Raw genomic sequence first — 22,217 nt, 5'->3', positions numbered from 1 at the left:
CTTGGCATTGGCTAGTACCTCTGCCTTACATTATATATATCGTAACTAGTTTGAAATGTTTAATAGTTTTTAAATAAATTATTTAATATTTTTTTAAAATGACCATTCGGACAAAACTATAAATGGAAAAAATATAAATTAAAAAAGCCTCATCGTAGAAAAATATCATTTTCCACCATAAGACTTCTACATTTATTTTTTTATTTTAAATTGCTTCAACATATCAATTGAACTAGCCATAGCCTCTTTATTTTGCTGCTGAATCGCTTCAAATACTTCAGAACGATGAACCTTAACAGACTTTGGAGCCACAATCCCCAACTTTACTTGGTCTCCATCAACAGAAATAACTTTCACTTCAATTTGGTCGCCAATCATAATTGTTTCGCCTTTTTTTCGTGTTAAGACTAGCATTTATTTTTCACTTCCTTCAGAAATGGCGATTTGATAACGTAATGGGTATTTCTCGCTATCCTGTAGGACAATTTGTTTGCCTAGCTTTTGTTTCGTATTGATGATAATTGGCGCAAGTAAGTTAATTGTAGAATCCGTGAAATTTTCTTTTAATGTGATGACCGTATATGTTGCGACTTCACTTTCTTCCATTAGCTGTAACTGTTCTTTGTCTTCCTCGCTTAAATCAAAGGTATAATCGGATTTAAAGGCAAATGGATACCCTACAACAAAACCAATTTGCTCATCTTCAGTCGATTGTAATAAGGCAATAGGTAAATCAGCATCTAACCCTAAAAGGATGTATTTCGTATATTGTTGAAACCCAGGTAAGCCTTGTTCGAATGTAAGTATTTCTGATTGCTCTATTTCTACTTCGCCTAAAAATTTTGTTTGAATGTTCATTGGTTCCGCTCCTTTTAGCCGATAACGTCAATTTCGACATCCGGCCTTACCATCATTTTTCCATTAACTTTACCATAAGTGAAGTCCAGCTTCGGCTTGTTCACTTGTACGTCAATTTCCGGTGCATTTTTAGTAATATTTATATCCGTTGTCCCCGGTATAATATTCACTTTAACAGCCCCAAAGGAAGGTATAAATTTAATATTATACGGACCTGGACGTTGCGGGCCATGATTTTGCTTGGCTATATTCTGAATCGTTGCGCGCCCTTGATTTTTACCGGCACTCTGCATCAGTTGTTCCCCTTCGCGAACCCGTTTTGAAATGCCTTTCAACATTTCCTGATTTCCTTTTTGTGCATACTCTTTAATCAGCTCATGATTAGGCTTTAACCCTAAATCACGCCACAATTGATCCATATTAATATCCAGCTTCGCATTTGTCGTATTAATTTCGACTGTAGCCGCAGGTTGTGAAATCTGTAAATTGGCTTTGGGTTGCTTAATTTGTTGGAACGGCTTTGTAATTGTATAATCCATCTGTATATCTGTTGTCGAGATTTGAATTTGTGGGATTCGCATTTTAAATATCTCCCTTCTGTTCAATAAAAGCGCTTGGAACATGTCCAAACGCTTTATAGTATATTCACTAACGGATGAAATCTTTTTAAAATCGTTTGCACCTGTCGCTTCGCTTTCGGTGCAGAACACTAGTAGATTTCATCTAACGGATGAAATCTTTTTTAATCCGTTTGCACCTGTCGCTTCGCTTTCGGTGCAGAACACTAGTAGATTTCATCTAACGGATGAAATCTTTTTAAAATCGTTTGCACCTGTCGCTTCGCTTTCGGTGCAGAACACTAGTAGATTTCATCTAACGGATGAAATCTTTTTAAAATCGTTTGCACCTGTCGCTTCGCTTTCGGTGCAGAACACTAGTAGATTTCATCTAACGGATGAAATCTTTTTAAAATCGTTTGCACCTGTCGCTTCGCTTTCGGTGCAGAACACTAGTAGATTTCATCTAACGGATGAAATCTTTTTAAAATCGTTTGCACCTGTCGCTTCGCTTTCGGTGCAGAACACTAGTAGATTTCATCTAACGGATGAAATCTTTTTAAAATCGTTTGCACCTGTCGCTTCGCTTTCGGTGCAGAACACTAGTAGATTTCATCTAACGGATGAAGTCTTTTTAAAATCGTTTGCACCTGTCGCTTCGCTTTCGGTGCAGAACACTAGTAGATTTCATCTAACGGATGAAATCTTTTTAAAATCGTTTGCACCTGTCGCTTCGCTTTCGGTGCAGAACACTAGTAGATTTCATCTAACGGATGAAATCTACTAGTGTTTGCTGAATAATCTTTGCCCCTACTGATAGTGATGCTTGGTGAATTGATTCGGCAGTTGTCATTTCTGTAATAGCTTTTGCATAATCTGTATCTTCATTTTGGGATAATTGTTTTGTGATATTTACTTCACTTATTGACAATCGATTTTCCATCAGTTCCGCTCGGTTTTGTCTTGCACCGATGATAGCCCGTTGTTCAAGAACGACATTTGTTTGTCCTTGAATATCCCCCAATAAATCGCCAATTTCTTGACCTGTTGAGGCTGGGTTATTTAATGCATCTGATACACTTTGCATCATATCATCTATACCTTTGAATAAACCTACTCCCGGTGTATTGACTTGCATTGTAATTCCATCGAATACATTGATTTCTACTGATTTATTTAAACCCGTTCCAGCAGACATAACATTTGATGTAGAGTCCGGAAAGAGGGGAGAACTTGTATTAGTCCCTGAAAAAATATAATTCTCACCAATTTTTGTATTCGCTAAATCACGCATTTGCTGTTGAATTTGTTCGATTTCCACTTGGATTTTTTGACGTTCATCTGCAGTATTCGAATCATTTGCAGCCTGTGTTACTAGTTCCTGTACACGGTGTAAAGCATTCCCCACCTGATCTAATGCTTCATCTGATGAATCCAGCCAATTATGCGCTGTATTCATATTACGTTGAAATTGCTCAATTTTATCTATATCTACACGATAACCCATTCCTTTTACCGCTATTACCGGGTCATCAGATGGACGATTTATAACTTTTCCAGAATTTATTTGCTCTTGCAATTTACTCATTTTGCCATAGCTTGTATTTAGGTTACGAAGCATATTGCTGGACAACATTGATTGTGTAACACGCATTTATATTGCCTTCTTCCTAATTGTTTAATTTAGAATGTATATTATAAACCTACGCGGCCCATGCCATTAATTATTTTATCTAATGTTTCATCAATTACGGTAATCATACGTGCGTTCGCATTGTATGCTTGCTGGAATGTAATCATATTTGTCATTTCTTCATCCAATGATACAGAATTATGGGACGCACGGTTATTTTCAATTTGTAGACGTAATGTCGTCGAATTATATTCCATCGTTATTGCTTGTTGACCTTTTACCCCTAATTCACCAATTAATGATTTGTAGAACGATTGGAATGTACCGCCCTGCAGATTCCCTTGTACTGCAGATTGTAATTTAGACAAGGCCAACATGTTTTTATTGTTCCCTTCCTCGGATTTAAACAATAATAAACCTGTAACCGGGTCAGTTGCTTGAGTATTTGTAGCCGGATCAATTATTGGTTCCAAATCACCCGCTGCTGCAATTTTTTTAGGGTCTGTTATAGCTACTGTTATATCTCTTGCATTTGTACCACTGAAAAAGTTCTCTCCTTGCAGACCATTTAGATCTACACCTTTTCCGTGAATTGAATTGAACTCAGTTATAAACTCTTTAGCCAAACTATCAATTTTATTTAACATGTCCGGATAAATACCAACTACTTCACCAGCTGGATTTTCATAACCATAGGCATCAATCAGCGCTGCTAATTTACCTTTGCTTGATTCAAGTCCGTTATGGTTTATATTGTTAGTTACTGTAATCAGTTTTGGGACATAGGCCGGATCATTTGGATCATCAGAAATGGCCGGATCATTTTTATCGTAAGCCGGGTTAGGGATTAGTGCACTGGTCATAGTAATATGGCTAAATGCTGAAAACTCTCCTGTTTGAGTGTTGTCTACATCACCATCAATTTTTTTATATATTTGGTTACCATTTGCATCTAGCATAGGCGTACCATCAGCATTCAATTCTTTACCAACAGCAGACAAGTTCCCTGCTTCTTTGCCACGAACTAAATCAATTGAATTACCATTTGTATCTTTAAAAGTAATCGTCATGCTTCCTTCAGCGATTTCCAATGCATTACCGCCGGACTTTTCAAAAGAAATTGAGACAGGAATAATATCATTTAACTGATCTACTAAAACGTCACGCGCATCATATAAATCATTTGGCATATATCCATTAGGTTCAACCGCTTGGATTTGCTTGTTCAGGTCAGCAATTTGTTTCAATAAACTGTTTACTTTATCTGTAATAACGTTAACTTCATTACCAATATTGCCTTGGATTTGCTTCAGTTGTGTATCCATATAATTAAAGGATTCAGCAAGGGACTGCCCTTTTGAAATCATTACTTGGCGTGCTGCCGTGTCTTTTGGATCAGCTACAACATCTTCCATTGACTTCCAAAATTCAGTGAACGCCTGGTTAATCCCAAACTCTGATGGTTCTGACATCACATCTTCCATCTGTGAAATCGATTTAGTTGTCGATTGCCAGTATCCTAACTTATTTGTTTCTTGGCGGTATTGACGGTCTACGAATTCATCGCGGATACGTTGCACTGAATGTGCCTGTACCCCAGTTCCGATATGCCCCGCCGATTTACCTGTATTTAAACCCGGACTCGGAAATCCTGGTGTTGTTTCCATATTAACTCGTTGACGTGAATAGCCATCTGTATTGGCATTTGAAATATTATGTCCTGTTGTATAAAGAGCCGATTGCTGCGTGAACAGACCGCGCTTGCTTGCTTCAAGTCCCATAAATGTTGAACGCATTGTAGGACCTCCCTTTTAGTTTGTTATTTCTGTTTAGTATTAAAAAAAATCGCATGTATCGCCCCCGCAGCATGCGGAAGCTTACATGCGATTAGGCTTTAAATTCATTGAATGAACGTTTCGTTACTTCTGCATTCCCGCGTATTTGCGCACCGGAATAATTGAACTGCTCTGTTTGCTGCGGGCGCATTGCATCCAGTGTAATGTTAATAAACTGCAGTGAGTTCATAACCAGCTTCTGATTCAAATCATTTTGCATCTTTAATTGGTTGAGCAACTCAACTAAACGTTCCCGTACATTAACCAGGCTTTGAGTAGATTCGCTGTTTTCAGCGGCCGTTATCACATCGGCAACAGACGGAGTGCCAGTGAGAGCAATTCCTTTTGCTCGGAGGTAATCCGTTACCATCGCCTGACGCTGTTGCTCAATTGTGTTAATCGCCGCTACATGTGACTGCTCATTTTTGATGAGCTGATCAAGCTTTTCCATATCACCTTGCTTAATATATTCCGTTTTGGCAAGCGCTAGTTCCAGTAGACTTTTATGCATTTTCTCTAGCTTTTCCAGCGTGACGACAATATTGGCAATTGACATGTATTAAGCGCTCCCTTGCTCATAAATTTTCTGTGATTAACCTTTGTAGAATTTCAGCATGTCTTCAGCAACCTGCTTTGCATGTACTTTATAATTTCCTGAATCAATGTCTTCTTTGATTTTTTTCACACGTTCTGCACGTTCAGTTGCATAAGTCGAATTTGCCTGCATTTCTTTTGCTTTTGTTGAAATTTCGATCTGGTCTGCAAATGTTTTTTGAGTTTCTTCTGTTTTTACAGGTCGTGCTTGCTTATTGTAATTATTGATCGCTTGTAAACCTATTGGATTAATCTTCATATTTATAGACCTCCTCTTAAAATCATTTTTGCCTCGATTCGGCTTTACGTCCACACGATGTGAATCAGTTAACCGTTGTCGCACGACGCGGCGATTTTAGGTTAACTTCAAATAACCGAACCTTCGACTTACGCGCGGGGCTTAAACTTCTTTCAGCTAATAAAGTTAAAAGCTTCGTCTACATTTTATTTCGACTGCTTTTACCAATTGTTTATGCTTCAGTACAAAAAACTGGACTTATGTAGTATATTATTATGTTCATTTTACTGAAAATAAAAACGAAGTCCTATTTAAACGACTCCGTTTTAGACAATTATTTTTTCTCAGAAAGATATGTTCCACGTTCACGACGTTCAATATCATCACGAAACTCTTTTGCGGCATCAAAAGTTCGCAACTCTGATTTTAATTCATTTTGACACTTTTCACATAACTTACCTGAATTTGTAATCCTTCCACAGTTATCGCATGGATATCCGAGGTTTGGAAACATCGCCGGGTGTAAACGACCTTTTCGTACCCATTTATAAAGCAAATCACGCTCAACTCCTGTCGCCTCTACAATACGGTCAACATTTGCTGCACGGTTTTCACGCTTACGAAGGAAACGATATACTTCCTGATACAAATCCTCTTCTTTTTGTGCACAGTTATGGCAAACTTCCCTCAAGCCAGTGTAGTTAAAAAAAGCATTACATTCCGGGCAATTTCTTAATTCAGCCATTTTGAGCCCTCCTTCTTCGTACAATCTACTTTACATTCATTATACAAAATGCTTCGATAATTTAAATTGACAACTTCCCAACATCTTAATAGGTTCGGATTTTACCCATGAATTAATGTGAATCCTTTCACTGTTTTCGCTCCCGCTTCCAGAAGCGCCTTCTTCGCATGGTTTAAAGTCGTCCCTGTAGTATAAATATCGTCCACTACAAGTAAATTTTTATTTTTTATTGCAGTCGGGTTGATAACTTTAAATAGTTGCGGGGTTTTTAGGCGTTCTTCTCTTGTTTTAAGTGATTGCTGTTCCTTCGAAAGCTTTATTAATTGGTGGGCAAATGGGATTTTCGCCGCTTTTAGCAATTCATCGATATGCGCAAATGTTCTAAGTTTCAAGTTTTCAGGGTGCATTGGAATCGGGATAATAAGGCGGGTTTCGTCTTTAAGCTGTTCGTGGAGGGTTTTGCTGAATACTTTCGCAAGGAGTATATCGTGCAGAAACTTATAACGGTGCAGATAATCTTTCATCGCTTCATTATAGGTAAATAAAGATACGACGCTTTCTTCCTGTTGGTGCTCAATTCGTTGAAAGCGCTGTTCACAGCGGGGACAAATAGTTTGAGGCAGTGTATTTAGAAGCAGTTCCTTCCATCCGATATTTTGTTGAAGCTCACGATCACATAAGAGACAATTCCGGATCGGCTTATTCATGGCGATTCATCTCCAAGATTTTTTTGCGTGCACGGTCCATTTCCATCGTGATGCCATGATGGAAAAATACGATATCACCTTTAGGGTACTGTACATTCCGTCCAACTCTTCCGCTAATTTGAATAAGCGCACTGGAGGTGAAGATAGGATTTTCTGCACCGACTACAGCAACCTGAACATTCTTAATTGTTATTCCGCGTTCCAATATAGTCGTAGTTAATAGACCTTTTCGTTGTTCATTGCGCAATTGCAGAACTTTTTCTTTCCGGTCGGGGTCTTCGGAATGGACACTTTCAATAGTAGATTCTATTTTTTGAATCAGCGGTTTTGCTTGTTCCATTAATTCGATTGTCGGGAAGAAAATAAGAAAGGGTTCGTTTTTTTGAAGTCTTTGGTACAGCCAGGCTTGGAGCTTTTGTGGAATTTTATTTTTCTGAAGTGTCTTTTCATAATTCCAGAGGGCCTGGAATCGAGGTATCGGTAAAGGATGGCCATGGAACCTTCTTGCAATAAACGAGTAGCCCCAGTTTTCTATTTTTGGCTGCAGGAGCAATTTATTTGATGGAGTGGCTGTAACGAATGCAATCGGGGCATCCGGTTTTTTCGCTTTCATTACTGCACGCTGCAACGCCTCATCATACGTGTACGGAAATGCATCCGCTTCATCGACAATCATAACATCAAATGCCTGCTCAAACCGGTATAGCTGATGTGTCGTTGACAGGACAAGTTGCGCGAACTGAGAGTTAGTTTCCGTGCCGCCGTAAAGTGCATGGATCGTAATCTTTTGAAACACCTTTTGAAAACGTGGATACAGCTCTAAGACTACATCTGTCCTAGGTGTTGCCACACAAACTCTTTTACCTGCTTTAAGTGAATCGTATATTGCAGAAAAAAGAATCTCTGTTTTTCCAGCACCACAAACCGCCTCTAATAGGTGATTTCTGTTTTGTGAAATACTTTCTGCAAGTTCATCTGCTGCTTTTTTCTGGTGAGACGTCAGGTTACCGTTCAATACAAATTGAACTTGTGATTTTTGTTTTCGGGTGCCAGTTCCTTTCCAGATAATCAGCTCATCACAACTGCACATTCGTCCCATCGTAATACAGTGCCGGCAATAGTGACAGATTTTTTGGCACTTTGCACAGAAAAAGGAAACGAATTTATGTGATTTCTCATTTAGACAACGACGGCAAATCAACTTTGGTTTTGTAGTGACGGCGGGGACCGTTTCAAAAAAGCCACGATTGATATAGGTTTCGATTTTTTGCCGAGGAAATGGGGTATGGTTTCGCGACCAGATCCGGCCGGTGAAGAAATTTGTGATTGCTGGTTCCAAAATCAGACCAGAGTATCTAATATGGGTTGGCGAATTTTGTTTGCCTGAAATATTGAAAGGGTTGATTAGTCGATAGCGTTTTTTCTTTGAGATTGCAGACATAATTTCCGCTCCTTTGTTTGATTTTGATGATATCGATATTGAGCTAACAATAAAAAATTCTACTTTCCACATTACTTAAAAAACTTTCTACTTTTCACTCTAAAAGTTCTACTTTCTCCCCTTTACGTTCCACTTTCACCTTAAAACTGTCTACTTTCCGTGAAGAAGTTTCCACATTCCAGCCAAAAACTTCTAATACCGACAACCGTTTCTACTTCTCTCCGTTCACATTCTACTTTCGACTCAAAACTGTCTACTTTCTGAGAAAAACTTTCTACTTTCCGCCCACTAACTTCTAATAACGACAGCCGCTTCTACTTATCCCTGCTCACATTCCACTTTCTACCGGAAATTTTCTACTTTCCCCGGCCCGTGTTCTACTTTCCACCCACAAACTTCTAATATCCCTCGCCGCGACCCACCTCCCCACCAAAAACAAAAAAACAGCCACTCTCCCTAAGAAGTAGTGACTGTTAAGCCTAAAAACAAAATTATTTCTTAATCCATCCCATCGCAATCGCACCTTCACCTAGGTGTGTGCCAATTACCGGACCGAAGTAGCTTAGTGTGAAATCGACTGTTGGATAAGCCGCTTCCAGAGACTTCATCCATTCGCGTGCTTCATCTTCGCAGTTGGCGTGAATAACTGTTGCTTGAAGAGCTCCGTGCTTTTTGACTGCTGAAGCGAGTTGTTCTTCCACTCGGCGTAGTGCTTTTTTGCGTGTACGGATTTTTTCGAATGGCACGATGACTTTGTTCTGGAATGTTAAAATCGGTTTTACTTGAAGCAGTCCGCCGATTAATGCGGCTGCTGCTGATAAACGACCGCCGCGCTGCAGATGCTGTAAATCGTCGACAATAATATAATCATCCATTGAATTTTTCAAATCATTCAAGTGTGCCATAATCTGCTCGCCTGAAGCGCCTTCCGATGCAAGTTTAGCAGCTTCTTTTACATAGAAGCCCTGCAAGTAGGCTGCAACTTCCGAATCAAATGCGTGAACGTTTACGCCTTCCACCATTGCGCCCGCTTGGACAGCACCCTGGAAAGTTCCGCTGATTCCGCTTGATAAGTGAATCGTTACAATTTCATCATAATCTTTTCCTAAAGTTTCAAAAAGCTCGACAAATTTTCCGACAGACGGTTGCGTTGTTTTCGGAAACTCCGCTGCACCGCGCACACGGTCGTAAAATTCTGAAGCTGTAATATCAATCTCTTCATCGTAAAATGTTCCTTCAATGTTTACACTTAGAGGTATCATATGGACATTGTACGAATTTCGTTCTTCAAGTGTTAAATAGGCTGTACTATCTGTAACAATTGCTGTTTTCATCGCTCTCCCACTCTCCTATGTTCACTAGTTTACATGAACTCACTATAATTGTGAACGGTATTTTGCCTTTCTTATAGGGAACTCCACACATTCTCATCTTCACCACTATATGAAAAAAAACATCTTGGCATCCATTCGGGCAAGATGTTTTTACTATATATTATAGAAGATAAGATTTTATTCACTGCCGATATAATAGATGCTCGAAACTTTCCAACCGTCTTCCTTCTTTAAAACCGTTACTTGACGGCCGACACCGGATAGTTCTGCACCTGTATCGATTTCTTTCGTTTCTGTCGTTAAATTGGAAAATACTTGGGCTTCATCGTCGCTGTATTTTACAATCGTAATATCTTCGGCCGTACGTTTTACATCATATTGATTAAACACGTCGGAGACCGCTTCGATATCTTCGTCATAATTAAAACCTGACGCATTTTTGGAAATTATATTTTTATAACGTTCTAAATCTTTTTCATTAAAGGCTGCAATATATTCATTAAACGCAGATATAATATTATTTTTTTCTTCCTCCGGGACATCTGCCTCTTCCTGAATTGAATCACCCATCATTTCAAAGCCTACAGTACCTTCGTCGATCGTTTTCTGCAGATTTTCAGGTGAAGCTTCTTGTTCATTCCCGCAAGCTGCCAGTACAAAAACCGCTAGTACAGCTACCAACCATTTTTTCATAATTTTACAACCTCCCGCAAAACATTTTAGCACACAATATTGGAAAAACCCATCTTGTACAACATAGCATGTGATGATGTTTTTTCTTATACAAATTTCATTAAAAACCTAAATTTCTTTATGAACAAAAAAATTCGATGCACGAATTATTTGCTATTGCCTTCAAAACATTAGGACGAAACTTGTTCACAGATGTTTCATAGATTAGGTCGGGAAGTCTATTTATTAATCGGGAATAATATGCAAAAATAAAAACAAGGATACAAAAATCGAATCCTTGTTTTAACGTTAAATATGTAATTAACGTACTTCTACCCAGCCGTTTTTGATGGCTGTTACTACTGCTTGTGTACGGTCATTAACATTCATTTTTTGTAAAATACTTGATACATGGTTTTTAACTGTTTTTTCCGAGATGAATAATGTCTCACCGATTGTACGGTTCGATTGGCCATCTGTTAATAATTGAAGCACTTCACATTCACGCTTCGTTAATAAATGGAATGGGCGGCGAATTTCTGTTTGATGGAAATTACCTTTATTTTCGTGCTCTGATAGTCGACGGAATTCCGCAACCAGATTTTTTGTTACTTTCGGGTGCAGGTAAGAACCACCGTTAGAAACAACTTTAATCGCTTCAACGATTTCATCGGCATCCATTTCTTTCAGCATATAGCCAAGTGCACCTGATTTTAATGCGTGTGTTACATATGATTCGTCATCATGAATCGATAAAACCATTACTTTCGCATCCGGATATACAGCAAGTAAATCGGCTGTTGCCTCTACACCGTTTTTGCCCGGCATATTAATATCCATTAATACAACATCCGGTTCGTTTTTTTCATATAAGTTTACGATATCTGTACCGTCATCACCTTCAGCAACAACCTCGAATGTATCTTCAAAATCTAAAATACGTTTTACCCCTTCACGGAATAATTGGTGATCATCTACAATAATAATTTTCGTCATTTCGAAACCCCCTGGAATTCTGCTATCTAATCTCTTCATCTTTTGTCGGCAATGGTATTTTCATTAAAATCGTTGTACCCTTACCGATGCTGCTGCTAATCTTCAAAGAACCTTTCAGCAGTTCAATTCTTTCTCTCATTCCCATAATACCGAAAGATCCTTCACGAACGCTTTCTGCATCAAATCCAACCCCATTATCTTTTACTACAACATTAATTTCGTCACATAACCACTCTAGTTTAACAATAATCAGGTTTGGTTTTCCGTGTTTCAATGCATTGTTTACACTTTCCTGCACTAAACGGAAAACAGCCACCTCATAATCTGAAGGGATTCTGCGCTCGTTATTATATGAAAGGAACTGAATCTCAACACCCGGATTGTACTCCATAATCGTAGATAAATACTTTTTCAATGTTGGATCAATACCTAGGTCATCAAGTGCCATTGGACGTAAATCATAAATAATGCGGCGTACTTCGGATAAGGCGTTGCGTACGCTTATTTTCAAATCATGTATTTCTTTTAAAGCGGCGTCGAATCCTTTTTCTCGGAAAGTGCGGTCAATTAAATTCGAACGCATCAGTACATTCGCCATCATCTGTGCAGGCCCATCATGAATTTCGCGCGATAAACGCTTTCGTTCTTCTTCCTGGGCTGCGATAATACGTATACCAAAATCCTGTTTGATTTTTGCCTGTTCAAGTGCTGCCCCGACATTCTTCAGGTCAGTCGTCAAAAAGTTAATAACAACATTCACTTGATTCACGATATGATCCGCTCTTTCAATCGTATCATAAAGTGTGCGCAGGCGTCTTTCCAAATCATCACGCTTATCTCTTAGCTGCTTTTCACGCTCCCGGCAAAGAGAGACCTTTAATTGTAAATTACTTGTATTTTCATAAGCAGCACGTATTTGCTCTTCTGAATGATTATTGAAACTCTTACTTACAACGACTAATCGCTGTCTAGATAATTGAAGCAACTTTTCCAAGTTATCACTTTCATCTATTATAATCTTAATTTCATGACGCACAACTTCCAGCTCTTGTTGCATCTCTTCGAAGTTTCTGCGGCTTTGTTCGCTTATAATAAATACATCATCTTTTGAACTTGTAATAGTTTCCAACATTCGATTAAATATTACATCAAGCGAGGCGATGTCTATTTGATTGTTTTCTAGCACTTTTTCCCCACCTTACTTAGTCAGAATGCGAACTACTCTATCTTTTTACTTTGTAACCTACTAATATAGTACATACATATTATATCATTAGTAAATCATTTTTTAAGTTAAATTATAACCACAAATTTGAAATCAAATTGTAATATTAAGGAGAATAGATAATGAGAAATAACTACATTACAGTAAAAGGTTACGGAGAATCAGAAATCATCATATCCAAATCGCGTTTTTTAACTTATGTAGAACGCGTCGAAACAGAAGAAGAAGCGATTCTCTTTATTGATAAAATAAAAAAGATGCATGCATCGGCTACCCATAACTGCTCCTGCTATATGATCGGGGAGCATGATCAGATCCAAAAAGCGAATGATGACGGGGAACCTAGTGGTACTGCAGGCGTCCCTATGTTAGAAGTTCTGAAAAAACAGGGCTTAAAAGATACGGTCGTTGTCGTCACTCGTTATTTCGGCGGCATAAAGCTAGGCGGAGGCGGTTTAATCCGCGCCTACAGTAAAGCAACGACAGAAGGTATCGCAGCTGCTCAAGTTATTGAGCGAAAATTACATTATTTAATGAAAATTGGGATTGATTATGTGTGGTTGGGGAAAATAGAAAATGAGATACGCGGTTCCCACTACCCTCTTCATGATATTCAGTATGCTGAAAATGTAGAAATTTATGTACACGTTTTAAAAGAAGATGAGCAAACTTTCATTGACTGGATTACAGAACTGACAAATGGCCAGGCTGTGATCACACAAGAAGATGCACTTTTTATCGAGTTTTTGAAAGAATAGTGTAATTAAGCGTCATATAATACATGATTTCGTAACTTTACGACAAAAGTAGATTGTAGTATATTAGATAAGATTATGAACCAATGATTATACCCAATTTAATATAGTAACCTATCCCCAGACTAGAGGAGAATCTTTATGAAAACAAGGCAAAATAAAAAGAAAGGCTCTTCGAAATTCAGATTGTTTCTTAAAGTTACGACGCTTTTGACTCTTTCGCTCGTAATTTGTGCAACAGCGTACGGTGTCTATTTGACGAAGCAAGCCGAACATGCTGCAAACAGTGCATATGAAGTAATCGAAGACCGTAAAATTCCGGAACAACGTGAAGTAAAAGTAGAACCGGCCCAAGACAATGTTTCGATTTTAATTTTAGGTGTCGATGATAGTGAAAAGCGCGGTCAAGGTGCAGATAATTCCCGCACAGATGCCCTCCTGCTTGCCACTTTAAACAATAAAACTAAATCAGTTAAACTAGTGAGTATCCCACGTGATTCATATGTTTACATCCCTCATATCGGATATAACGATAAAATCAACCATGCGCACGCTCGTGGTGGCACACTAGCTTCAATTGAAACTGTAGAAGAATTATTTGATATTCCGATTGATTACTACATGCGTGTAAACTTTAATGCCTTCATCGATATTGTCGATGCATTAGGCGGAATTGAAGCAGAAGTACCATATGTAATGAATGAAAAAGATGAATTCGACCGTAATACAGTAAGACTGCAACCTGGTCTCCAAACGTTGGATGGTCGTCAAGCATTGGCACTTGCACGTACACGTAAACAGGACAATGACATTGAACGCGGTAAACGCCAACAGGAAATCATTAAGGCGATTGCAACAAAAGCAGCATCATTTACATCCATTTCAAAATACGATGATATTTTATCAGCTGTCGGAAACAATATGAAGACAGATATGACATTTACAGAGATGAAATCTTTCTTCAGCTATTTAACAAACGGCATGCCCCGTATTGATACATTGACATTGGAAGGCTATGACGATATGTCGACAGGCGTTTATTATTACAAGTTGGATCAAGAAGCACTTGAAGAAACGAGCCATATTTTAAAAAGTCATTTAGGACTTACTCCTGAATCAACAAACATTTCAGGCACAAGCTCACAATCAAATTCAGCTTATACAACAAGAACGGATACAGATACACAATAATTTGATAAACCAATCTCCGCGAGTGATGCGGGGGTTGGTTTTTTATTTGGTGTTTCTACCTATAATAAAGTGTGTGTATCCGTCATTAAAATTCACACTTTCTTCTTTTTCGACCATTTATTCTACTTTTCCATGAACAGTTTCTACTTTTGCTTCAAAACTTTCTACTTATAGTTCAGTCCGTTCCACTTTCCCCACATAACTTTCTACATTCCTCCTATGCTTTGCAAAAAAAATCCCCCAAAACAAAAAACAAGCAAACAGCACTAAGCCATTTACTTGTTTCGGTCATTTCACTTATTAAATATTCTTACGAGGTTGAGTAACGGTTTATAGTTTTTACCGGCAAGGCCGATAATTTCTACAAACAGCTCAATCGCAACTAATATTACCGCAATGAGTAAAATTGCGCCCCAAACTTTTGCCATCGAGAAGATGACAGCAGCGAGACCGAACATTGCAGCCATTGCATAAATAATCGTCACAGTTTGACGATGCGAGAATCCTAAATCCAATAAACGGTGGTGTAAATGCGATTTATCCGGATCCGACCACTTTTTACCGCTGCGCAAACGACGAACGATTGCGAAGAACGTATCAGAAATCGGAACTCCTAACATAATAACCGGGATAACGAACGAAATAACCGCTACGTTTTTAAATCCTAGTAGTGCGAGCACTGAAATCATAAATCCTAAAAACAGTGCACCTGTGTCCCCCATGAAAATTTTCGCGGGGTGGAAGTTGAAAAACAGGAAACCGATTGTTGCAGCAGCCAAAATGGCAGCCATTGCGATCACAATACCATTCCCCATGATCATTGCCATTACGGCTAATGTCATTAGAGCAATTGTTGATACACCTGCAGCTAGTCCATCAAGACCGTCGATTAAGTTAATTGCATTAGTAATACCGACAATCCAAATAATTGTGAACGGAATTCCTAACCAGCCGAATTCCAGTTCCCCACCAAACGGTAAGTTAATATTATCAATTTGAATACCGCCGACAAATACAACAATACAGGCAGCGATCACTTGGCCAAGCAATTTTGCTTTAGCGGAAATTTCACGCATATCATCAACGATACCTGTTGCTACGATAATTGTCGCGGCAATTAAAATCGCGTATAAGTAGTCACTTTCGAAGTTCGTGACAAATTTTAAAAGTAATATCCCGATCATAAACGCACCAAAAATTGCTAAACCGCCTAATCGTGGCATAATGCGAGCATGCACTTTACGATAGTTCGGGGCATCTACAGCTCCAAGGCGAAAAGCCAATCGCTTCACAAGCGGAGTTAGTATAATAGCAGCAATAAAAGCTACGATTAAAGACACGTAAATCATGTCTCTCCTCCTTAATTTTTGTAGTATAAAGCATTACAATAAATCGCCTTTTGGAGATTCATTAAAAACTCTACATTTTTATTCACCATAAGTATAGCATGAACAAATCATAAAATATAGCTTAAATTCCTTCCACTATTTATTCAGCTCACATAAATTTAACATCTATTAATCTTCTCTTACATTATTAATTTCTTTGAAAGCTTTCAAATTATCAAATAAGTACCATTATTAATTTGGTTCCTATCCAGTTTATTTATATTGCTCCTATGAATTCCCTTTTGGTCAGTAGTCTTTTTGTGCATTATTTGATAAAATAACGAAGTGTCTACTATATTAAAGTAGCCAATTTCAAAGGAGAGTAAAATAATGTTCTCAATTTTCAAACGTAATAAAGAGCAAACAAGTGCTCGAGAGCTCAAGAGATACTACAAAACAGTAGAGCAGATCAACAGCCTCGAAGCAACATATAGTCCCATGTCTGACGAAGAACTTCGCAATATGACATTTACATTTAAAGAACGTCTAGAAAACGGAACAGAACTTGTTGATATTATTCCTGACGCATTTGCTGTTGTCCGTGAAGCTTCTAAACGCGTATTAAACATGCGCCACTTTGATGTGCAGCTAATCGGTGGTCTTGTACTTACTGAAGGTAATATTGCCGAAATGCCGACTGGTGAAGGTAAAACACTTGTTGCCTCACTTCCATCTTATGTCCGCGCATTGGAGGGTAAAGGTGTACATGTTATTACGGTAAACGATTACCTTGCAAAACGTGACTTCGAATTAATCGGTCAAATCCACCGTTTCCTAGGGTTAACAGTCGGACTGAATGTTCCGATGATGGAACCAGGAGATAAAAAGGAAGCGTATAATGCGGATATTACATACGGTGTCGGGACGGAATTCGGTTTCGATTATTTACGTGATAATATGGCCCATACAATTGGCGATAAAGTACAGCGACCATACCACTTCGCAATTATCGATGAAGTGGATTCTGTATTGATCGACGAAGCGAAAACACCTTTAATCATTGCTGGTAAAATGGGGGCAAACGAAGAACTGCATCGCATTGCTGCAATGTTAGCGAAACGTTTCAAAGTTGAGGAAGATTATGATTTCGATGACGAAACAAAAGCAACTTCGTTAACTGATCAAGGAATTGAAAAAGTTGAAGCGGCTTTTGGTGTTGATAACTTATACGATTTGGAACATCAAACACTATACCATTACGTAATTCAGGCAGTACGTGCACACGTTATGTTTGAACGTGACGTTGATTACATCGTACGTGAAGACAAAATTGAATTAGTTGATATGTTTACTGGCCGTATAATGGAAGGACGCTCCCTTTCGGACGGTTTACACCAGGCGATTGAAGCGAAAGAAGGCGTGACAATCACTGAGGAAAACAAAGCACAGGCCCAAGTAACAATTCAGAACTATTTCCGTATGTACCCTAAATTATCAGGGATGACAGGTACTGCAAAAACTCAGGAAAAAGAAATTTTAGAAGTTTACGGTATGCGTGTTATTCAAATACCGACAAACCGTCCGCGTCGTCGCTTGGACCAGCCGGATATCGTATTTGAAACAATCGAGCAAAAATACGAATATGTGGCTCAGGAAGTATTGCGCCGTCATAAAAATGGACAGCCAGTACTAGTAGGAACAACTTCTATTCTACAATCCGAAAAAGTAGCGGATTACTTGAAAAAACACGGATTACAGTTCCAATTATTAAATGCGAAAACAGTCGAACAAGAGGTTGAATTAATCTCGGAAGCAGGACAAAAAAGTCGTATTACCGTTGCTACAAATATGGCTGGACGTGGTACGGATATCGTATTAGGTGAAGGCGTTGAAGAGCTTGGCGGTTTATTTGTAATCGGTACTGAAAAGCATGAAAGCCGTCGTGTAGATAACCAGTTGCGTGGACGCTCCGGTCGTCAAGGGGATTTAGGAGAAAGTCAGTTCATCCTTTCGATTGAAGACGACATGTTCAAGCGTTTTGCTAAAGATGATGTCGAGAAGTTCCGCAAGAAAATGACAACGAATGAAATCGGGTTAATTCAAAATAAAGAAGTGACAGAGCTGATCGAACGTACACAACGTATCGTTGAAGGCGCTCACTTCTCAATGCGTGAATACAATTTAAAACTGGACGATGTTATTAATGAACAACGTCGTATTGTGTATGATTTACGTGACAGAGTCTTGAGAAATGAGGATATTATTCCTCTGTTAGTTCGAATGATGTATGAAACGGTGGACTTTGCTGTTCGTGAAAATGCACCCGAGGATAAAGATGTTGCTGAGTGGGACTTCGATAAAATGGAGAAAACCGTCAATTCCTTATTTATTGAACCAGTCAAAGTAGATCGTGATGAAACAAAGGTCAAAAATTTACTAGATACAATGGATCCCCCAGTTAAGCAATTAAAAGCGGTAATTGAAAGCTTTGAGGAAAATGAACAAATTATGGCGGTTATTCCTAAGGTAATGCTAAGTTTCATCGATCATATGTGGGTAAAACATTTAGAACAAATGGCTCACTTAAAAGAAGGCATCGGGTTACGTCATTATCAGCAGGAAGATCCAATGCGTATTTATCAACGCGAAGGATTAGAATTATTCGGTAAAAACTATCAGGAACTTCGCCGCACAATTGTAGAAGAGCTTGTAACATTTATGAAAAACATTACGATGAATGTGGAGGAATAGCATATGGGTTTATTTGATTTATTTAAAAAAGGTGACAAAGTAGGTAAAGACAGTGCTGTAGATTCATCATCTGTTGTAAAAACATCTGATGAAACTTCTAAAAAAGGTGCTGACCGTGATGTCATAACAAAATTGTCATTCCATCCTGAATGGGATGTTCCACAAGAGCAAAAGTATGTATTTAACTTCCTGGCAAATGATTTGGCACCATTAAAGCCAAATCAATTATCATTGGCTGCAATTAATATTGAGCCATCACTTGCAAACGGATCATGGAATGTAAAAGCATTTTTCCGTTCTTCATTATCCGAGGCTATTGAATTAGGCGAAATCGAGTTATTAATTTTAGATAAAGACGATAACCGTATCGCTTCACATTACTTTGATTTCAAAGAACTTGGTGTCATTCCAGCAGAAAGTGCACGCCCTTGGATATTCACCTTCCCTGCATCTTCAATTACAGCAGACGAAGTACCTGAAGAAGGCTGGAAAATTTCATTCAATTTGCTTTCATTACGCGGTCACCAATTAGATTTGGATGAAACATGGAAAAAGCAATTACCAGAAGATCAACAAGAAAAATTGGCAGAAATCGTAAAAGGCTTACCGAAATTAGGAAAAACAGAAGTAAACTTTACAGGGTTGCAGGCTAAGATGAATAATGATGGCAGCTTACACGCATCTATTTTTATCCGTAACGGTCATGATAAAGCCATTAACCTGGAACAGTTACCTCTTGAAATTATGGATGCACGCAATGTCGTAGTTGCTAAAGGTTCGTTTAAATTAGATCCTGTCTTATCAGTACAACCTAATACGACAAAACCTTGGACATTCATCTTCCCTAAAGAATTAGTAACAGTTAAAGGTATTGACCTTTCTCGTTGGACAGCTCGCGTTCCACAATAGTTTTAATATGCAGCATCTGGAAGTTATTTATTTGGCTTCCGGATGCTGTTTTTTTATGGCGCATCCTGATTATAATTGACACTTTCACGAGAAAAGTAGAACATTTCTTTGTATATATAGAACGAAGCGCTAATAATGTGGAAATTTCAGAGGTTATGTAGAATGTTTCGAGGCTAATGTGGAAAATACATCAACTAATGTGGAATTATTTACTTAAAATGTACCCTCTTCATCACAGTTCCACCTATTAATCTACCAACACTTGACTTAAAAGCAGAACTCAAACTCACAATCAATACCCATTCTATATTTCAAAACAAACTAAAAATCCCCCACCCTATAAAAGGTGAGAGATTGTAATTACGAATTTTGCAGTATGTAGTAGTGTGTATAATCTATGTATTATTCTGCTTCTGGTGTATTGTCTACATCTGAATCGTCTGCAGCCGCTACAATCGCTTCTGCTGTGGAGAAGTTCGCGATACGTTTAGCACCTACGTACTTTTTCCCCCAGTAATATTTGTCGTTAATGCTTGTTTTAATAACACCCTTGCTTGTAGAAGCATGAATGAATTTTCCTGAACCAATGTAAATCCCTACATGAGAGATGCGTTTGCCTGATGTGTTGAAAAATACTAAATCGCCTGGCTCAAGGTCGGCTTTCTTAACTTTCGTACCTTGTGTATACATTTCTGAAGATGTGCGATTCAGTGATGTGATGCCTAGTTCTTTAAATACATGACGTACATAGCCTGAGCAGTCAAAGCCTTTTGCTGATGTACCGCCGTATGAATAGCGAACTCCTAAATATTTTGAAGAGACTTCTTTTAACTCATCAATTGAGTAAGCCGTTTCTGCAGAAGCTTCATTTTCATTTACCGGTGCGAAGAAAATTACGAAGGCTGCTGCCAAAGTTAGTACGGTGTTGCGTAATAATTTCAAGTAATCCATCGTGTTCCTCCAACCAATTAATAATTTTCTGAAAACTTAATTGATATTAGGTTAACACGGGATTCTATTTTATAACATTACAGTTATGTAACAACAAAGTTACATTTACCCGTTTTGAAATAACTTCAAACATTGCCAAAGAACCTATTTTTAAAAGGGATTTTAAACTAACATCCAAACAATTACCGCTATTATTTGTAATATTAACCAATATTTAAAGCGTTTTTCGTAACATTTGTAATATTACGATGAATTCCTGTAACAAAAAAAGAACTAATATGTGCTTTTTCAACAACACACATTAGTTCTTCATCATATTATTTTAAATTATTAAGTCGTTTATACGCGACAAAGCGCTCAGCCCAATATTTTTCCTGAACATTAGAAATCGTAATACCTTTCGATCCCGCATGGATAAATTCATTGTTCCCTAAATAGATACCCATATGTGAAATCGTCGGGATAAATGTATTTTTGAAAAATACTAAATCACCCGGTACAGGTTGCGTCACTTTTGTCGTATCTTGTTCGAAATACATAAGGCTGCTTTTACGATCCATCTGGACTCCGACTGAATTAAATATGTAGTTTACAAAGCCGCTGCAGTCAAATCCTTCTATTGTTGTTCCGCCATATTTATAAGGTGTACCTAATACAGCGTTAGCCGCTTGAATAGCTTGTCCGTATAGGCGCTCTGTTTGTTGGGAAACCTTCCCCGGCAGTGCAACTTCCTTCTTTAACTGTTTTTCAATCGCTTCGTCTGCTGTTTGACTGAAATTAATTTCTGCCTCTACTGTTTTGGCAGAAGGAGCTTCAACAGCCAAGTCTTTAGTTGCCTGCTGGCTGATTGTCAGCTTTTGACCAACTTTAATCGCATCAGATTTTAAATTGTTCAACTGTTTAATGCTTGCTACCGAGATACTGTACTTTTTAGCGATCTTTGTTAAATTATCCCCTTTTATAACCGTATGAGATACTGTATTTTGCGGACTTTCAACTTTTTCCTCTACAACAGAAACTGCCGTCGTTTTTGGTGCAGTTGTTGCAGCAGCCGCTTTGGTTACTGCCGGTGATTTGCTCACTGCATTTACTGCACTTTTTGCTGGCGTAACAACCAGTTTTTGTGCGATAAAAATTCGATCCTGAGATAGGTTGTTCCATTGTTTAAGCTGATTGATCGTCGTATTGTGCGCTTTCGCAATTTTTGTTAACGTATCGCCATGTTTCACCGTATAAGTGGACGCTTCGGCATCTGGTGCGACGAATAAGGCTAGTGAAAACGTTAAACCTGTCAACACTACCTTCCATTTCTTATTCAATATGAAAACTCCCCCATTTCAATGAAACTAAATTTTACTCTATTTTACTTAATATTTAATAGAGTATTCAACCCTCTTTTTTGGAGAAAATTCTACAGATAAATTCATTCTCTTCCTTATTATTATACTTATATATCAATATTATGAAATAGAAGTTCAAAAACATTTCATAGTTACT

The 22,217-nt window shown here is 38.2% G+C and carries 22 protein-coding genes; 5 read left to right on the top strand and 17 right to left on the bottom strand.

Annotated elements, in window-relative coordinates; all coding sequences use genetic code 11:
- Positions 1 to 192: 192 nt before the first annotated feature.
- From csrA to MKY27_RS03330, 3 genes are read right to left on the bottom strand one after another with little or no spacing between them, the layout of a single operon-like run.
- Positions 193 to 414, bottom strand: a complete 222-nt coding sequence (gene csrA, locus MKY27_RS03340) for a carbon storage regulator CsrA (protein WP_336046889.1) — start codon at positions 412 to 414, stop codon at positions 193 to 195.
- Complete coding sequence (gene fliW / locus MKY27_RS03335; protein ID WP_191702122.1) at positions 415 to 858, bottom strand: flagellar assembly protein FliW; 444 nt, start codon at positions 856 to 858, stop codon at positions 415 to 417.
- Positions 859 to 872: 14 nt separating this feature from the next.
- Entirely contained in the window at positions 873 to 1,439 is a 567-nt protein-coding gene (locus MKY27_RS03330; RefSeq protein ID WP_339197726.1) for a DUF6470 family protein, read from the bottom strand.
- A 40-nt stretch (positions 1,440 to 1,479) separates the two neighbouring features.
- On the opposite strand from MKY27_RS03330, the gene MKY27_RS03325 reads away from it, so the two are divergent.
- Positions 1,480 to 2,202, top strand: a complete 723-nt coding sequence (locus MKY27_RS03325) for a hypothetical protein (RefSeq protein ID WP_339197725.1) — start codon at positions 1,480 to 1,482, stop codon at positions 2,200 to 2,202.
- Here MKY27_RS03325 and flgL read toward each other — a convergent pair.
- The 11 genes from flgL to MKY27_RS03270 all read right to left on the bottom strand — a co-directional run bounded on the left by flgL (position 2,182) and on the right by MKY27_RS03270 (position 12,796).
- Positions 2,182 to 3,069 carry a flagellar hook-associated protein FlgL gene (flgL, locus tag MKY27_RS03320; protein ID WP_339197722.1) on the bottom strand — a complete coding sequence of 296 codons (888 nt, stop codon included), beginning with the start codon at positions 3,067 to 3,069 and terminating at the stop codon, positions 2,182 to 2,184. The two genes, MKY27_RS03325 and flgL, sit on opposite strands and share 21 nt — an antisense overlap.
- A gap of 41 nt (positions 3,070 to 3,110) precedes the next feature.
- Positions 3,111 to 4,844, bottom strand: coding sequence for a flagellar hook-associated protein FlgK (gene flgK / locus MKY27_RS03315; protein WP_339197719.1), 1,734 nt, complete (start codon positions 4,842 to 4,844; stop codon positions 3,111 to 3,113).
- A 91-nt stretch (positions 4,845 to 4,935) separates the two neighbouring features.
- A complete protein-coding gene (locus MKY27_RS03310; protein WP_339197716.1) occupies positions 4,936 to 5,439 on the bottom strand; it encodes a flagellar protein FlgN in 504 nt (167 codons plus the stop codon).
- A 36-nt stretch (positions 5,440 to 5,475) separates the two neighbouring features.
- Positions 5,476 to 5,736 carry a flagellar biosynthesis anti-sigma factor FlgM gene (flgM, locus tag MKY27_RS03305; protein ID WP_339197714.1) on the bottom strand — a complete coding sequence of 87 codons (261 nt, stop codon included), beginning with the start codon at positions 5,734 to 5,736 and terminating at the stop codon, positions 5,476 to 5,478.
- Between the two features lie 313 nt (positions 5,737 to 6,049).
- The gene (locus tag MKY27_RS03300; RefSeq protein ID WP_339197712.1) at positions 6,050 to 6,460 is read right to left on the bottom strand and encodes a TIGR03826 family flagellar region protein; all 411 of its coding nucleotides are present in this window, start codon (positions 6,458 to 6,460) and stop codon (positions 6,050 to 6,052) included.
- 101 nt (positions 6,461 to 6,561) lie between these two features.
- Entirely contained in the window at positions 6,562 to 7,167 is a 606-nt protein-coding gene (locus MKY27_RS03295) for a ComF family protein (protein WP_339197710.1), read from the bottom strand.
- Positions 7,160 to 8,257: a DEAD/DEAH box helicase family protein gene (locus tag MKY27_RS03290; RefSeq protein ID WP_339197708.1), complete on the bottom strand. Its 1,098-nt coding sequence runs from the start codon at positions 8,255 to 8,257 to the stop codon at positions 7,160 to 7,162. Before MKY27_RS03290 ends, MKY27_RS03295 begins: the two co-directional genes overlap by 8 nt.
- 842 nt (positions 8,258 to 9,099) lie before the next feature.
- Positions 9,100 to 9,942: a DegV family protein gene (locus MKY27_RS03285; protein ID WP_339197706.1), complete on the bottom strand. Its 843-nt coding sequence runs from the start codon at positions 9,940 to 9,942 to the stop codon at positions 9,100 to 9,102.
- A 177-nt stretch (positions 9,943 to 10,119) separates the two neighbouring features.
- Positions 10,120 to 10,635, bottom strand: coding sequence for a nuclear transport factor 2 family protein (locus tag MKY27_RS03280; RefSeq protein ID WP_339197703.1), 516 nt, complete (start codon positions 10,633 to 10,635; stop codon positions 10,120 to 10,122).
- A 300-nt stretch (positions 10,636 to 10,935) separates the two neighbouring features.
- On the bottom strand, positions 10,936 to 11,610 hold the full coding sequence (locus MKY27_RS03275; protein ID WP_339197699.1) for a response regulator transcription factor: 675 nt from the start codon (positions 11,608 to 11,610) through the stop codon (positions 10,936 to 10,938).
- A 22-nt stretch (positions 11,611 to 11,632) separates the two neighbouring features.
- Positions 11,633 to 12,796 (bottom strand): sensor histidine kinase, encoded by a 1,164-nt coding sequence (locus MKY27_RS03270; protein ID WP_339197696.1) that lies wholly within the window; start codon positions 12,794 to 12,796, stop codon positions 11,633 to 11,635.
- Between the two features lie 161 nt (positions 12,797 to 12,957).
- On the opposite strand from MKY27_RS03270, the gene MKY27_RS03265 reads away from it, so the two are divergent.
- Both MKY27_RS03265 and MKY27_RS03260 read left to right on the top strand, forming a co-directional pair.
- Positions 12,958 to 13,593 (top strand): YigZ family protein, encoded by a 636-nt coding sequence (locus tag MKY27_RS03265; protein ID WP_339197693.1) that lies wholly within the window; start codon positions 12,958 to 12,960, stop codon positions 13,591 to 13,593.
- 138 nt (positions 13,594 to 13,731) lie between these two features.
- The gene (locus MKY27_RS03260) at positions 13,732 to 14,781 is read left to right on the top strand and encodes an LCP family protein (protein WP_339197691.1); all 1,050 of its coding nucleotides are present in this window, start codon (positions 13,732 to 13,734) and stop codon (positions 14,779 to 14,781) included.
- A gap of 293 nt (positions 14,782 to 15,074) precedes the next feature.
- Here MKY27_RS03260 and MKY27_RS03255 read toward each other — a convergent pair whose 3' ends face one another.
- Positions 15,075 to 16,130, bottom strand: a complete 1,056-nt coding sequence (locus MKY27_RS03255) for an MraY family glycosyltransferase (RefSeq protein WP_251689785.1) — start codon at positions 16,128 to 16,130, stop codon at positions 15,075 to 15,077.
- 369 nt (positions 16,131 to 16,499) lie between these two features.
- Here MKY27_RS03255 and secA2 point away from each other — a divergent pair, with 369 nt between their 5' ends.
- Together secA2 and MKY27_RS03245 are read left to right on the top strand one after the other, a co-directional pair.
- Positions 16,500 to 18,860 (top strand): accessory Sec system translocase SecA2, encoded by a 2,361-nt coding sequence (secA2, locus tag MKY27_RS03250; RefSeq protein ID WP_339197689.1) that lies wholly within the window; start codon positions 16,500 to 16,502, stop codon positions 18,858 to 18,860.
- A gap of 3 nt (positions 18,861 to 18,863) precedes the next feature.
- Complete coding sequence (locus tag MKY27_RS03245; protein WP_339197686.1) at positions 18,864 to 19,769, top strand: accessory Sec system S-layer assembly protein; 906 nt, start codon at positions 18,864 to 18,866, stop codon at positions 19,767 to 19,769.
- A 402-nt stretch (positions 19,770 to 20,171) separates the two neighbouring features.
- Here MKY27_RS03245 and MKY27_RS03240 read toward each other — a convergent pair whose 3' ends face one another.
- Together MKY27_RS03240 and MKY27_RS03235 are read right to left on the bottom strand one after the other, a co-directional pair.
- On the bottom strand, positions 20,172 to 20,720 hold the full coding sequence (locus MKY27_RS03240; protein ID WP_339197685.1) for a C40 family peptidase: 549 nt from the start codon (positions 20,718 to 20,720) through the stop codon (positions 20,172 to 20,174).
- A gap of 317 nt (positions 20,721 to 21,037) precedes the next feature.
- Complete coding sequence (locus tag MKY27_RS03235; protein WP_339197683.1) at positions 21,038 to 22,039, bottom strand: NlpC/P60 family protein; 1,002 nt, start codon at positions 22,037 to 22,039, stop codon at positions 21,038 to 21,040.
- Between the last annotated feature and the right edge of the window lie 178 nt (positions 22,040 to 22,217).

The organism is Solibacillus sp. FSL R5-0449, from assembly GCF_037975215.1.
Taxonomy (GTDB): domain Bacteria; phylum Bacillota; class Bacilli; order Bacillales_A; family Planococcaceae; genus Solibacillus.
The sequence above is the reverse complement of the archived record's forward strand: the minus strand, read 5'-3'. Positions and strand labels throughout refer to the sequence as shown.